At 72.8% G+C, this 13,745-nt stretch carries 14 protein-coding genes; 4 read left to right on the top strand and 10 right to left on the bottom strand.

Annotated elements, in window-relative coordinates; genetic code table 11:
• Window position 1 precedes the first annotated feature (1 nt).
• Window positions 2-658 carry a DUF4194 domain-containing protein gene (locus AB0E94_RS12725; protein WP_360325678.1) on the bottom strand — a complete coding sequence of 219 codons (657 nt, stop codon included), beginning with the start codon at window positions 656-658 and terminating at the stop codon, window positions 2-4.
• Window positions 651-2,093, bottom strand: a complete 1,443-nt coding sequence (locus tag AB0E94_RS12720) for a DUF3375 domain-containing protein (RefSeq protein WP_360325676.1) — start codon at window positions 2,091-2,093, stop codon at window positions 651-653. Before AB0E94_RS12720 ends, AB0E94_RS12725 begins: the two co-directional genes overlap by 8 nt.
• 220 nt (window positions 2,094-2,313) lie before the next feature.
• Here AB0E94_RS12720 and AB0E94_RS12715 point away from each other — a divergent pair, with 220 nt between their 5' ends.
• On the top strand, window positions 2,314-5,388 hold the full coding sequence (locus AB0E94_RS12715) for a tetratricopeptide repeat protein (RefSeq protein WP_360325675.1): 3,075 nt from the start codon (window positions 2,314-2,316) through the stop codon (window positions 5,386-5,388).
• A gap of 10 nt (window positions 5,389-5,398) precedes the next feature.
• On the opposite strand, the gene AB0E94_RS12710 is transcribed toward AB0E94_RS12715, so the two are convergent.
• The 4 genes from AB0E94_RS12710 to AB0E94_RS12695 all read right to left on the bottom strand — a co-directional run bounded on the left by AB0E94_RS12710 (window position 5,399) and on the right by AB0E94_RS12695 (window position 9,426).
• Window positions 5,399-5,887, bottom strand: coding sequence for a calcium-binding protein (locus AB0E94_RS12710; RefSeq protein WP_360325673.1), 489 nt, complete (start codon window positions 5,885-5,887; stop codon window positions 5,399-5,401).
• A 62-nt stretch (window positions 5,888-5,949) separates the two neighbouring features.
• Window positions 5,950-6,717 (bottom strand): calcium-binding protein, encoded by a 768-nt coding sequence (locus AB0E94_RS12705; protein ID WP_360325672.1) that lies wholly within the window; start codon window positions 6,715-6,717, stop codon window positions 5,950-5,952.
• A 104-nt stretch (window positions 6,718-6,821) separates the two neighbouring features.
• The gene (locus AB0E94_RS12700) at window positions 6,822-8,054 is read right to left on the bottom strand and encodes an MFS transporter (RefSeq protein ID WP_360325670.1); all 1,233 of its coding nucleotides are present in this window, start codon (window positions 8,052-8,054) and stop codon (window positions 6,822-6,824) included.
• Between the two features lie 10 nt (window positions 8,055-8,064).
• On the bottom strand, window positions 8,065-9,426 hold the full coding sequence (locus AB0E94_RS12695; protein WP_360325669.1) for an FAD-dependent oxidoreductase: 1,362 nt from the start codon (window positions 9,424-9,426) through the stop codon (window positions 8,065-8,067).
• A gap of 107 nt (window positions 9,427-9,533) precedes the next feature.
• Here AB0E94_RS12695 and AB0E94_RS12690 point away from each other — a divergent pair, with 107 nt between their 5' ends.
• The 3 genes from AB0E94_RS12690 to AB0E94_RS12680 all read left to right on the top strand — a co-directional run bounded on the left by AB0E94_RS12690 (window position 9,534) and on the right by AB0E94_RS12680 (window position 11,028).
• The gene (locus AB0E94_RS12690; protein WP_360325667.1) at window positions 9,534-9,911 is read left to right on the top strand and encodes a metalloregulator ArsR/SmtB family transcription factor; all 378 of its coding nucleotides are present in this window, start codon (window positions 9,534-9,536) and stop codon (window positions 9,909-9,911) included.
• A gap of 87 nt (window positions 9,912-9,998) precedes the next feature.
• Complete coding sequence (locus AB0E94_RS12685; protein WP_360325666.1) at window positions 9,999-10,403, top strand: arsenate reductase ArsC; 405 nt, start codon at window positions 9,999-10,001, stop codon at window positions 10,401-10,403.
• Between the two features lie 64 nt (window positions 10,404-10,467).
• Entirely contained in the window at window positions 10,468-11,028 is a 561-nt protein-coding gene (locus AB0E94_RS12680; RefSeq protein ID WP_360325665.1) for a DM13 domain-containing protein, read from the top strand.
• A gap of 8 nt (window positions 11,029-11,036) precedes the next feature.
• Here AB0E94_RS12680 and AB0E94_RS12675 read toward each other — a convergent pair whose 3' ends face one another.
• From AB0E94_RS12675 to AB0E94_RS12660, 4 genes are read right to left on the bottom strand one after another with little or no spacing between them, the layout of a single operon-like run.
• Window positions 11,037-11,357: a metalloregulator ArsR/SmtB family transcription factor gene (locus AB0E94_RS12675; RefSeq protein ID WP_360325663.1), complete on the bottom strand. Its 321-nt coding sequence runs from the start codon at window positions 11,355-11,357 to the stop codon at window positions 11,037-11,039.
• A complete protein-coding gene (locus tag AB0E94_RS12670) occupies window positions 11,354-12,145 on the bottom strand; it encodes a metal ABC transporter permease (protein ID WP_360325661.1) in 792 nt (263 codons plus the stop codon). The genes AB0E94_RS12675 and AB0E94_RS12670 overlap by 4 nt, the downstream gene beginning before the upstream one ends.
• Window positions 12,142-12,993: a metal ABC transporter permease gene (locus AB0E94_RS12665; RefSeq protein ID WP_360325660.1), complete on the bottom strand. Its 852-nt coding sequence runs from the start codon at window positions 12,991-12,993 to the stop codon at window positions 12,142-12,144. Before AB0E94_RS12665 ends, AB0E94_RS12670 begins: the two co-directional genes overlap by 4 nt.
• The gene (locus tag AB0E94_RS12660; protein ID WP_360325658.1) at window positions 12,990-13,745 is read right to left on the bottom strand and encodes an ABC transporter ATP-binding protein; all 756 of its coding nucleotides are present in this window, start codon (window positions 13,743-13,745) and stop codon (window positions 12,990-12,992) included. Before AB0E94_RS12660 ends, AB0E94_RS12665 begins: the two co-directional genes overlap by 4 nt.

Raw genomic sequence — 13,745 nt, 5'->3', positions numbered from 1 at the left:
CTCACGCGGTGACCTCGTTCTGGTCGCGCAGCCACTGGTCCAGCTCGGCCAGTTTCTCCGTGCTCAGCACGACCTCCACCATCGGGGTGATCCGGTACCGGCCGGCCGACTCCTCGGCGAGGAGCCCTTCGGTGACCAGCCGCTGCACCGCGTTGCGCACCTCCTGCTGACGCCGGGCCAGGTTGTGGTCGTGCGGGTCGAAGTAGGTCAGCACGGTCTGCTCCAGTTCCTCGATGTCCACCCGCGCGGACGTCTCACCGGTACCCCGTTCGCGTTGGAAGACCGTGCGGAGATGGACCAGGACCAGGGTCTCGGCCCGGTTGTACGGGTCGTCCTTGAGCAGGATCGGCACGTCCATCTCGACCGACCGCACCTGCTGCTTGTAGGCGACCCCGCGGTCGTGGTCGACCACGAGGCGGACGAACAGGTCGTGCATACGCGATTCGATGATCTGCTGGTTCTCCAGCAACGTGCGCCAGTGCGCCGGGTTCTTCTCGGCGAGCAGGAACTTGCGCCGCAACAGCTGGACCAGCACACGGCGGACCTCCGCGTCCAGCGTGCCCGCATCGCCGGCGAACAGCTCGGCGGGATCCTCCTCCATCGACACCGGGTCGATGAAACCCGCCGACCAGCCGTCGGTCTCGTCCGGCTCACTCATCGTCACCACTCCTGTCCACACCGGCCGGATTCGCCGCCACCACACTGCCCAGGGCAAAACGTCGGCGGGTCCGGTCGGGTCGCACCGTCTCGACCACCGTGACCTCGGCCGTCTCGGTCATCCCGGCGCCGTGCGCGACCTCCAGGAGGCCGAGCAGATCGACCGGCCGCTGCAACTCCTCGCCGGCCGCACGGAACGCGTCCACCACGTCGACGCTCGCCGCCCCGGCCGCGAACGTCTCCAGATGGGCCCGCAACTCGGCGTAGCGCGGGCCGCCCCACGCCCGGGTGTCCGCGGCCGGCATGTCCTCCGGCTCGTCCCAGTCCGGCAACGGCGCGGGCGGCTGCGGAGGCCGCGGGTCGCTCATCCGCTGGCGCAGGTGCCCGACGTCGGCGACCGGCAGGCGGCGCAACGGCTCGACGGCCTCGCCGCGGCGCGAGCCGGGAACCCACCTGTGCAGGCCCGACATCACGTCTCGCAGCAGCTCGTCGACCTGGCGGTCACGCATCGGATCGTGGTTGCGGACCTGGGTGGTGATGACGTGCGACGCCTGCCGCTGGGCGGCCAGCACCTCTTTGACGCCCTGCTCGATCCGCCGGGAGATCTCGGTCAGCTCACGCCGCTGCTGCGGCGGCAACAGCTCGGTGAACCGGTGCCGCAGCACGGTACGCAACTGGCCCCACAGGCCGTCGATCTGCGCCGGGTCACCGATCAGGCGCAACGCCCCGGCGAACGCCCGGCCCTCCGGTGTCGCGTCCAGGATCCGCTGGCCGCGCGCGAGATACTCACGCAGGACCTCGCCGGTCGGGCGCACGTCGTGCCGCAACTCCGCGACGACGTCACGCTGAATGGCTTTGATCGACTCGGCCACACGGGCGAAGTCCGCGGGCAGCTCCCGCGCCAGGTGCAGCACGTTCTCGGCCGCCTCGAGCAACTGCTCGTCGTCGACCGTCTCGACGGCGCCGCCCTTCTCCAGGCGGGTCAGCTCCTTCTGCCGCTGCTGGATCTCCTCGTGCAGGCGCACCATCCTGGACATCAGGTCCGGATCGGCGTCCTGCGCCAGTCGCTCGATCGCCTCCAGCAGCGTCCGGACCCGCGACTCCGACACCCGGGTACGGGCGCCGCCGACCCGCCCGGCGACCTCGAGCGCACCGACGCCGTACGCCGAAAGCCGATACACCTCGGCATCGTCGTCGGACACCTGCCGGACCAGCCACCCGGCCTGCACCCACTGCCGGCAGAGATCACGCGCACTGCCCACGGGCAGCGGCTGGCTGTCCTCGTCGCCGTAGCCGGCCGCCCGCAACTGGCCGAGGGCGTCGTTGATCTCGGCATGCGCGTCGGCCACCGCGACGGTCGGGCGCTCCGCGGTGAAGACCATCGCCAGCACCGTCACCACGAACGGCGCGTGCGTCTGGTGAAGCAAGGCGAGCATCGGATTCTGAAACGCCCGGAGCGCTCCCTGGTAAGCGCCTTCAACACCTCGTGTAGCCATCACCGCACACCCTACGGCGCGGGTACGACACAAGCGGGTTCATGACCCGGCCGGGCGCGAGTCTCCGACTCTGGCGGGTTGGCGACCAATCGGTGCTGTGGCCGCCGATTCGTGCTGCCATTGGCGTCGATGGATTGCGGACGACGGACAGGGAGCCGGCATGGCGGAACAGGCCCGTCGCAAGCGCCGTGCCGGACGCTGTTTCAGCTATGTGGCCGCAGCCGGATACGGCAAGACGACGACCCTCGAAGCGATGTGCGCGGACGGCGCGGGGACGTACTGGACTGCCGAGGCGCTGCTCGCCACGCCGTACCGTCACCCGCCGGAAGCCCTGGCCCGGGTGGTCGTCGACGACCTGTGCGCGTTGCCCGCTCCGGCGCAGCGGCGGCTGGCGCGGGAACTGGCGACGCTGCCGGCCGATGTCGAGCTCTGGCTGGCGGCCCGCCGGCCCCTCGCTTCCGAGTTCTACGCCACGCTGCCGGGTGCGGCCGTCGAACGTGGCGCCGCCGACCTCGCCCTCACCCTCGACCAGGTCGCGCGGGTCCTGCGGGAGGAGCACGGCGTCGTCGATGCCGAGCTGGCCGTGCTGGTGCACGACGTGACGGCGGGATGGCCCGCGCTGGTCCAGTTCGCCGGTGAGGCCCTGGGCCGGCAGGGAGTCGGCTCAGCGGAGCTCCTCGCCGCGATCACCGACCCCGGCACGCCGGCCGCGACCTGGCTCGGCGAGGAGGTCCTGGCCGAGCAGCCGGTAGGCGCCGCCGCATTGCTGGATGCGGCCGTGGCGCTCGGCCCGGTGCCCGAGGCGCTCTGCCTGGGCCTGGCGGACGCGGGGCTGCTCGACAACGGTGTGCCGGGCACGCCGTTGCCTTCGCTGCGATGGCTGAACCGGGCGGGTCTGCTCGTGGCGCGCGCCGGTGCGGCGCCGCGGCTGGTGCCGGCGGTCTCTGCGGTGCTCGGTCACCGGCGCCGGTCGGGCTGTGCGGGCGCCGGCGTGCCCTCCGAGGCCTTCGTCGACTTCGCCGCCGCGTGGTATTCGCGCCACGGGCACTCCCTTGCTGCGGCGGCGCTGCTGCACCGGGCGGGGCGGCCGGAGCAGTGCGCGGCCGTGCTCGCCGAGCACGGTGACCGGATGCTGGCGGCCGGAGGCGGGTTCGAGGTCGTGCGGCTGCTGCGATCGCTCCCCGCCGAGCAACGGTCGTTCGAGCTGCGGCTGGTACAGGGCGACGCGTTGCGGATGACCGGCGACGCCGCCGGGGCGCTGCGTGTCTTCGCTCCGCTGCTGCGGGATCCGGCCCGCGGCGGTGACCCGGGACTGCGCTGGCGAGCGGCGATGGTGCACTACATGCGCGGCGAGTACGCGACGGCGCTGGAACTGTGCACCCTGCCGGACGGCCCCGGCCGAACCGTCGACGAGGTGCTGCTGCTGGCCTGCCGGGCCGGCGCGTTGATGATGCTGGGCCGGTCCGCCGAGTCGGCTGCCGTGGCGGCCCAGGCGCTGCGCTGTGCGGAGAGCAGCGGCGACGATCGGGGGAAGGCAGCCGCGCACATCGCTGCCGCGCTCGGTGCGGTAGGCGCCCGGCGTGACGGGCACCTGGCCGCCGCGCTCGACGCCGCGCAGCGCGCCGACGACGTGGTCACCGTGGTCCGGGTGCTGGTGAACCGGGCCGAAGGGCTGATCCGTGACGCCAGGTACCCGGAGGCGTTGCGGGTCGCCGCGCAGGCGGTGCACACCGCGGAGCACAGCTGCCCGCCCGGGTTGCTGGTGGCGGCGCTGTCCAACGCCGGCGACGCGCTGCTGCGGCTGGGCCGGTACGACGAGGCCGAGCGGCATTTCGAGCGGGTGGTCGCGGTGTCACACCGGGCCGGCCTGAACCGCGCGGCGTCCGGGCTGTGGGGCATCGCCGAGGTCCGGCGGCAGATCGGCCGGCGTGAACAGAGCCGGACCGCGTTCGAGGAGGCGGTGGAGGCGGCGCACGCGGTCGATGACACGCAGGTCCTCGTACCGGCGCTGGCCGGCCTCACCCGGGTGCTGCTGGACGGGCCGGACCCCGATCTTGCCGCGGCTCGTTCCGCGGCCGAGGAGGCGGAACGTGTCGCGCCCGAGATTCTGCTGCCGATCGCCCTGGTGGCCGCCGGCTGGGTCGCGTTCGCGGAGGGAATCCTGCCGGTCGCGCAGCAGCGGGCGGCCGCGGCGGTGACCGCCGCCCGGGCCAGCCGGCGCGCCGATTGTCTTGCCAATGCGCTCGAGCTGGTCGCTGCGGTGAGCATCGACACCGCCGGCGCGGTGGCGGCGCTGCGTGAGGCGGAGGCGATCTGGCGTGCCGCGGGTGCGCTGCCCGCCGCCGATCGGGCCGTGGTGCTGCTCGGCCGGGTGCCCGGTGCTGACGGCGCGCAGCGTTCGGCGGCGAAGGCCGCTGCCCGGCGGCTGGTGGAGTTGGGCGTGGCGGCTGTCGACGATGCCCGTCTGCCGGCCGGCGAGGACAGATCGACACCGGTGCGGATGCGGGTCCTGGGTGGGTTCGAGGTGTTCGTCGACGGCCGGCCGGTGCCACTGCCGGCCTGGCGCTCCCGGCAGGCGCGGTCGCTGGTCAAGATCCTGGTCGCGCGGCGTGGCCGGCCCGTCCCGCGCCTGGAGCTGCGGGAGCTTCTCTGGCCCGATGACGAGGCACATCGTACGGCGCACCGGTTGTCGGTCCTGTTGTCGGTGGTTCGCACGGTGCTGGATCCGGCGCGCCGCTGGCCGACCGACCACCATGTCCGGGCCGACCTGGCGGGGATCTCGCTCGACGTCGGGCACGTCGCGGTCGACGTCGAGGAGCTGCTGAGCGACGCGGCACACGCGGCGCTGCTGGTCCGCACCGGTGACCGGGCGCAGGCGCGGGAGGTGCTCGTCGAGCTCGATCGGTTGTATCGCGGTGACGCGTTCGGCGACGAGCCGTACGAGGAATGGGCCGACGGGCTGCGCGAGGAGGCGCGTGCGGTGTGGCTGCGTGCGCTGCGCGACCTCGCGGGGCTCAGCCGTGCCGCCGGCGATCTCGACCAGGCGGTCACCTACCTGGTTCGGCTGCTCGCCATCGACGCGTATGACGAGGTGGTGCACCGCACCCTGGTCGAGGTCCTGGTGCGGGCCGGCCGGCACGGCGAGGCCCGGCGCGCCTTCGACCGCTGGTGCCAGGCGATGCGGTCGATCGACGCGCCGGTGCCGACCACCGGAGTCCTCGCCGGCCGGGCCTGACGGCCTCTCCTCAGTTCAGGATGGGCTCGCTGGCGCACCGGACGAAATACTGGACGATGTCGAAGTACGCGTAGACCTGCGCGGATTCGACGTCGCAGATGTTGACGCCGGTGCCGCCGAACCCGGTGTCGTAGCCCTCCTCGCCGAACAGCAGGTCGTTGCCGGCACCGCCGTCGAGCACGTCGGCGCCTTTGTCGCCGTAGATCTCGTCGCACCCGTCGTCGCCGTAGAGGCTGTCGGCGCCGGGGTCGCCGTGGATCACGTCGTTGCCGCCGAGGCCGTGGATCACGTCGTCGCCGCCGTGACCGCGGATCAGGTCGTCGCGGGGGGTTCCGTTGAGCACGTCGTCGCCGGGGGTGCCCTCGATGACGAAGCCGGGCCCGGGTGTCTCGCACGGGTCGATCGCGGCAGCCGGTCCCACACCCGAGAGTGTGAGACCGGCGGTGGCGAGGATGGTCACGCCCAGCAGGGCCATTACCTTGCGCAGGTTTTCAGTCATGCGGGCAACATCCCACCGGCCCGTCATCGTGGCGTCATCACGGCGCCGGCCGTACCCGCTGATCAGCAGTTGATCTGGGTTTCGGTGGCCGGGCTGCAGACGTCGGCGCCGCCGGCCGGTCCGCCGTTGCCGGTGTCGGTGCCGGCCTCGCCGTCCATCTGGTCGTCGCCGTCGTTGCCGCGCACGACATCGTCGCCGTCGCCGCCGAACAGGTCGTCGTTGCCGAAACCGCCGTTGAGCACGTCGTCACCGGCGTCGCCGTCGAGCCGGTCGTTCTGCTCGTTGCCGGCGAGCTCGTCGGCGCCCGGTCCCCCGTGGACCCGGTCCTGGCCCTCCCCGCCGTTGAGCACGTCGTCACCGAGGTCACCGGCGAGCTGGTCGGCGCCGCTGTCGCCGTTCGCCACGTCGGCGCCGGGGCCGCCGGTCAGGGTGTCGTCGTCCTCGTTGCCGTTGACGGTGTCGTCGCCGTCGCCGCCGCCGGCCAGATCGTCGCACTGGTTGCCGAAGATCAGGTCGTTGCCGTTCTCGCCGCCGATGTTGTCCACTCCGTCACCGCCGAGGATGGTGTCGTTGCCGTCCCCGCCGAGGATGACGTCGTTGCCACCGAGTCCGTTGATGAAGTCGGCGCCGCCACGTCCGTCGATGAAGTCGTCGAACGGGGTGCCGACGAGGTTGTTGGGCATGCCGTCACCGATGAGGACCACACCGGGCCCCTTCGGCAGGCAGTGCTCCTCGTCGTCGGCGTAGGCGGCCGAGGCGCCCGACGTCGCCAGCGCGGCCGAGGCGAGCAGGAACGCGGCGGCCGCGGCCAGGGTCTTTCGCTTGTGCATGGTGGTGCCTCCAGAAACGTTCCGCCGGGCTCGCATCCCGCGAGGCCGGGCCACCGGATTCGGCGACAGGCAGAGCGTCGCCGGGACCCGTCAGCCCGGCGTCATCACGCCGTCATCATGCGAGGACCCAGCCCTCGCGCCCGGCTGACGGCCGGTGGCGGGCTTTCCGCGAGGGCCAGGATTCCGGCGGCGGCCAGCAGGCCGGCCGCGCCGATGGCCAGCAGGACCGGCAGGTAGCCGCCGGTGGCGGCGAGCAGGCCGGCGGCGAGCAGCGGCGCGGTGGCCCGGGCGAGGGTGACCGGGGCCGCGAGGGTGCCGGCGATGGCGGCGTAGGCGGCGGTGCCGTAGCGATCGGCGAGCAACTGTGGGGTGGCCAGGCTGGCGATGCCGAAGCCGAGCCCGAACGCCACCACCGCCAGGATCGCCCCCGGGCGGCTTCCGCCCGCCACGGGCAGGACCAGCGTGGCAGTGGCCTGCACGACGAAGATCGCGGCGACGATCCGGTGCAGCCGGACACGCCTGGAGGTGGCGGTGAGCAGCAGACGGCCGGTGACCGACAGGACACCGAGCAGCCCGGCCACGGTCGCGGCGAAGGTCGCCGGGTGGCCGCGGCTGACCAGATAGCCGACCAGATGGACGGTCATGGTCGCGTTCGCGGCGGCATGCGCCACGAACGCGGCGACCAGGCACCAGAACCGGCGGTCCCGCATCGCGGCCCGGACCAGGGCCCGCCGATGACCGGAACTTGCGCGCCGCGGTCCGCGCACCGCTTCCGGTGGTCGGCGCACGACGAGCAGATGCAGCGGTACGGCCACACCCGCGTACAGCCCGGCGAGCACCAGCAGGGTGGCCCGCCAGCCCTCGCGTTCGGTGAGCCAGCCGGTGAGCGGCATGAACACGGTGCTGGCGAACCCGGCCACCACGATCATGCCGAGGATCGCCCGCGGCCGGCGGACGGCGTCGAACCAGGAGACCAGCACCGGGGTGGCCGCCTCGTAGAGGGCCATCGCCATCGCCACGCCCAGCCCAGCGAAGACCAGATAAAGCGCCCATATTGTACGGACGTGCGCCCACGCCACCAGCATTCCGGCGCCGAGCATCGCGCCGGTGGTCATCAGGGCGCGCCCGCCGTGCCGGTCGAGCCAACGGCCCACCGGCACGGCGGCCGCAGCTTGGGCGAGGATCGCCGTGGTGAACGCCCCGGTGACCGCGGCCGGTGAGGTGTGCAGGTCGGCGGCGATCGGATGCAGCAGCACGGCGAAGGCGTAGTAGAGGGTGCCGTACCCGATGGTCTGGGTGACGGCGAAGGTGACCACGATCCACCAGCCGTGAAACACCGCAGGATGGTCAGCAGCAGGTGCCGGCCTGACCGGCAGCGGGAGAGTCACCGAGGGTGATCAGGTTCAGGGGCGCGGTGGGCAGCGGCTCGGCGGATTCTTCGGGTGCAGTGCCGCAGCAACTGTCGCCGTCGACCGCGTCGCTGCTGCAGACGCCGGTCTCGGGCAGGTCGAGCCGCACGTCGCGGGCCGCCGCCCAGTCGCCGGCGAGCGCGGCGACGACCGAGCGGGCCTGTTCGTAGCCGGTGGCGAGCAGGAACGTCGGCGCCCGGCCGTAGCTCTTGACGCCGATCGCGTAGTAGCCGGGCTCGGGGTGGGTGAGTTCGTCGACGCCGTGCGGCGGGACGGTGCCGCAGGAGTGCTCGTTCGGGTCGATCAGCGGTGCGAGAGCCCGGGTGGAGCCGAGGATCGGGTCTAGGTCGAGCCGCAGCTCGCCGGTGATGCCGTGGTCGGGGCGGAACCCGGTCGCCGAGACGATCCGGTCGGCGGTGACGGTGCGGTCGCCGTCGGACACCCGAACCGTGTCGCCGTCGACCCGCACACGCTCCACCCGGAAGCCGGTGAGCAGGGTGACGGCGCCGGACTCGACGGCCTGGCGCAGGCGGGTGCCGAGGGCGCCGCGTTCGGGCAGGGCGTCGGCGCTCTGCCCGCCGTAGGTCCGGGTCGGGCTGCTGGACCGGACGGCCCAGGTCACCCGGGTGTCGGGGGCCTGCTCGGCGAGGGCGGCCAGGGCCAGGACGGTGTTGGCGGCGGAGTGCCCGGCGCCGACCACGAGGACCCGGCGTCCGGCGAACCGGTCCCGGTCCCGGCCCAGGACGTCCGGCAGGGCATTCTCCAGGTACGCCGCAGCGCCCGCTTCGCCGTGGGCGGGGATGCCGTACGCGCCGAGCACGTTCGGTGTGTCCCAGGTGCCGGAGGCGTCGATGACCGCGCGGGCGTGCAGGTCGGTGCCGTCGGTCAGCCGCACGAGGAACGGTGTGTCCGCCCGGCCGGCGCTGCGGACCCGGTCCAGACCGAGCCGGGTGACCGCGACGACCCGGGCGCTGTAGCGGATGTGCGGTTTGAGCGCGGGCAGGTCGGCGAGCGGCTGGAGATAGTCGGCGGCGAGTTCGGCGCCGGTGGGCAGCTTGTCGTCGTCGGGCCGTACCCAGCCCGCGTCGCCGAGCAGACGGGCCGCGGCCGGGTCGAGGTCGTAGCGCCACGGCGAGAACAACCGCACGTGACCCCATTCGCGGACGGCGGCGGCCGGACCGTCACCGGCTTCGAGAACAAGGAAGGGCAGGCCGCGGTCGGCGAGCTGGGCGGCGGCGGCCAGGCCGACCGGGCCGGCGCCGATGACCACGACGGGAAGCTGGGAGAGCTGGCTGGACACGGAGGTGACTCCTGCCTGTGAGGCGACGCGGTTTCGACAACCATTGGATTCGACCGTTCTCGAAACCGAGATTTGCACACCGATTCGATAGTTGTCAAACTCGACCCATGTCGAAGCCGGCCACCACCGCCCCCGCCCCGCTTGATGAGAGCAACGACGTACCCTGCTGCCCGCCGATGACGCAGCAGCGCATCGACTCGGCCACGGCGGTGAACCTGTCGGCCGCGTTCAAGGCCCTCGGCGATCCGGTACGGCTCCAGCTGATGTCGATGATCGCGTCGGCGCCGGACGGGGAGATCTGCGTCTGCGACCTCACCCCGGCGTTCGAGGTGTCCGGCTCGACCATCTCCCACCACCTCAAGACGCTGCGCGAGGCCGGCCTGGTCGACGCCGAGCGCCGGGCGAGCTGGGTCTACTACCGGCCCCGCCCCGCCCTGATGCGGCAGCTCGCCACCCTGCTCGACCCGGCGGCAATCGCTCAGTAGCCGGCGCCGGCGCGATCCTCGTGCTCTACCCGGTGACCGGCCGGGCCGTAGCGGAAACCAGTCACCCCTCGTGAAAGGAGCGATCAGATGATCGTGCCCACCGTCCTGTTCGTCTGCGTGCACAACGCCGGTCGCTCCCAGATGGCCGCCGGCTGGCTGCGGCACCTCGCCGGTGACCGGGTCGAGGTCCGGTCGGCCGGGTCCGCGCCGGCCGACACGATCAACCCGGCCGCCGTCGAGGCGATGCACGAGGTCGGCATCGACATCACCGACCAGTCGCCGACCAGGCTGACCTTGGACTCCGCCCGGGAGTCGGATGTGATCATCCTGATGGGCTGCGGCGACGCCTGCCCGGTCTTTCCCGGCAAACGGTACGAGGACTGGAAGCTGGACGACCCGGCCGGCAAAGGCGTCGAGGCGGTGCGCCCGATCCGCGACGAGATCAGGTCACGTGTCGAGACGCTCCTCGCCGACCTGCTCCCACCCAGGTGACGTAAGGGTTCCGTAAGCGGGTCCGGCCTACCGATCACGGCGGTGGGCGGCTTGACTCGTACATGTGATTCGCCGACTTCTCAGCAGACCTGCCACCTGGATCGTCGTCGCGGTGCTCGGGATCGGCGGCGCGGGGGCGTTCTACTGGTTCGCGCCGTGGCGGTTGTTCACCGACACGGTCGTGGCCGACACCCTGACCGTCGTGCCGGCCGCACCGCCCGCCGCCGTACCGCCATCGTCCGGTTCCGCAGAAGCGCCGCCGCCGGCCGCACCGGTGATCATCGCTCAGGGGGATTTCATCACCCACGAGCACGACACCAGCGGCACGGCCCGGCTGGTGCGCAACCCGGACGGCAGCCACCAGCTGGAGATCGCCGGCCTGGACACCAGCGACGGCCCGGACCTGCGGGTGTGGCTGTCCGACCAGCAGGTACGCACCGGCACCGCCGGATGGCGGGTCTTCGACGACGGCGAGTACGCGGAGTTGGGCAAGCTCAAAGGCAACCACGGGGATCAGGTGTACCGGCTGGACTCCGGCGTCGACCCGGCCGAGTTCCGCAGCGTCAGCATCTGGTGCAAGCGGTTCGCCGTCTCGTTCGGGGCAGCCGAGCTGACCACCGTCTGACCGGCTGGTCACGTCGGCCGCTGCCGGTCGCCGCCGGTGACGAAGTCGAGGATGCCGTCGATCAGGCGGCCGGTCGACTCGTTCGGCAGCGAGTAGTAGACCCGCTGGCCCTGCCGCCGGCGCAGGATCAGGCCGGCGTCGGTGAGGTGGCGCAGGTGGTGGGCGATCGCGGTGGGGTGGGCGGGGACGATCCCGTTCAGGTCGGCCGGGGTCGCCTCGCCCGCGCGCAGCACCAGGAGGATGTGCAGGCGGTGCTGGTACGCCATGCCGCGCAGCACCTCGACCGCACGATCGAGGTCGGCCTGCTCGATCCGGGGTGTGATGGTCATGCCGGCACCGCCCGGACGAGGCGGCGCAGGGTCCAGGAGACCGTCAGGACCGCGGTCGCGGCCAGGGAGATGCTCGCGCCCGCGGCCACGTTCCAGTGTGCGGAGACGTACAGCCCGGCCAGGCCGCTCGCGACGCCGAACAGGACCGCCAGCCCGGTCATCACCGGCAGCCGGGCCGACCACAGCCGGGCGGCCGCGGCCGGGGCGACGATCAGCGACAGCGCGAGGATGGTGCCGACCGCCGGCACCACCGTCACCACGACCAGCACGATCGTGAGGAGCAGGAGGACGTCCCAGCCGCCGGTCCGGACACCCGCCGCCCGCGCGCCGGCCGGGTCGAAACCCGCGAACAGCAGCGGGCGGGCGCAGACCGCCAGGACCAGCGCGACCACGGCCAGCACCCCGACCGTGGCGGCCAGGTCCGATCGGCTGACCGTGAGGATCGAGCCGACCAGGAACGACGACAGGTCCCGGCTGAACCCGCTCTGGGTGGCGACCAGCGCCGCGCCGAGCGCGAACCCGCCGGACACCAGCACCCCGGTGGCGGCCGCCGCGTCCTGACCGCGGCGCCGGGTCAGCGCGGCCACCCCCAGCGCCACGACTGCTCCGGTCAGCACCCCGCCGACCAGCAGATTCACCCCGATGATGGACGCGGCCACCACGCCGGGGAAGGTGGCGTGGGTCAGCGCCATGGTGAAGAACGACAACCGCCGCACCACCACCTGCACCCCGATCAACCCGGTCAGCACACCGACCAGGACCACTTCGACGACCGCCCGGAGGATCACGTCAGCCCTCCGGCGAACGAGCGGTCGCGCCAGCGGCGTACCGGCAGGAGCAGCAGATAGGCCAGGACCAGCATCAGGACGACGGCGGAGGCGGAGGTCAGCGCCACCCCGTAGCGCAGCGACGCGGTCCAGCTCAGCAGCAGCCCGGCATACCCGGCGACCAGGACGAGACCGGTGCCGGCCAGCGCCATCACGGCGGGCCGGGCGGTGATCATCCGGGCCGCCGCGGCCGGGACCACCAGCAGCGCCACCACCAGGATCGTGCCGACCGCACGGACCGCGGCGACGACCACCAGCGCGAGCAGGACGTTCAGCCACAGGTCGAGCCAGCCGACACGCAGTCCGGCCGCGGCGGCGCCGGCCGGATCGAAGGCGCGGAACAGCCAGGCCCGGGCGCCGATGGCCAGCGCCACCAGGATCACCGCGGCGAGGACGGCGGTCTCGGCGATCTGCCGCGGCGTCACGGTCAGCAGACGGCCGAAGAGAAAGGCGGTCAGATCTGAGGTGTACGACGTACGCCGCGACACCAGCACCACCCCGATCGAGAACATCGCGGTGAGCACGACCGCGGTGGCGGCGTCGTCGGTGAGCCGTGCGGCGCGGGTCAGGACGGTCAGCACCACCGCGGTGAGCAGCCCGGCGACGAGCGCTCCGGCGAACAGGCCCTCGATGCCGCCGGCGACGAACCCGATCACGACTCCGGGGAACACGGTGTGGGTGAGCGCGTCGGAGACGAACGACAGCCGCCTGACGAAGACGAACACGCTGACCGGGCCGCAGATCAGCGCGAGCAGGGCGATCTCGGTGAGGGCGCGGCCCATGAACGGTACGGCGAACGGCTCGATCACGGTTCGACCAGCACCATCCGGCCGTCGGCCAGGTCGAGGGCGGCATGGGCGTACGTCTGGCGCAGCGGACCGGCCGTGAGGGTCTCGCCGGGCGTGCCGACCGCCCATTGCCGGCCGTTGACCAGGCAGACCAGGTCGGCGAGGTCACGGGCGACGGTGAGGTCGTGGGTGCTGAGCACGATCGCGGTCCCGTCGGCGGACAGTTCGCGCAGCACCCGGACGATGGCGTCCTGGCTGACCGCGTCGACGCCGTTGAACGGTTCGTCGAGCAGCAGCAGCCGGGGCCGCGCGACGATGGCGCGGGCGAGCAGGGCGCGTTGCCGCTGGCCGCCGGAGAGCAGCCCGAACCGGTCCCGGGCCCGGTCGGTGAGCCCGACCCGGTCGAGGGCGGTGGCGACGGCCTGCCGATCGGTGGCGCGGGCCGGCCGCCACCAGCCGAGTTGCCGGTAGCGGCCCATCATCACCACCTGGCGGACGCTGACCGGGAAGTCGGGGTCGAGGTTTCCGGTCTGCGGCACGTATCCGGTGTGCGAGCGGGCGCGGGCCGGTTCCTGGTCCAGGACGGTGGCGGCGCCGGTGAGGATGTCGGCGAGGCCGAGCACCGCTTTGATCAGGGTGGACTTGCCGGCGCCGTTCGGGCCGACGAGGGCGAGCCGCTGCCCCGGCCTGAGTTCGAGGTCGACGCCGGTGACCACGGGCCGGCCCTGGTAGCCCACGCTCACGCCGGTCAGGCGCAGGGCGGCGGTCGCCAT

This window comes from Actinoplanes sp. NPDC026670 (genome assembly GCF_040638175.1).
Taxonomy (GTDB): Bacteria; Actinomycetota; Actinomycetes; order Mycobacteriales; family Micromonosporaceae; genus Actinoplanes.
The sequence above is the reverse complement of the archived record's forward strand: the minus strand, read 5'-3'. Positions and strand labels throughout refer to the sequence as shown.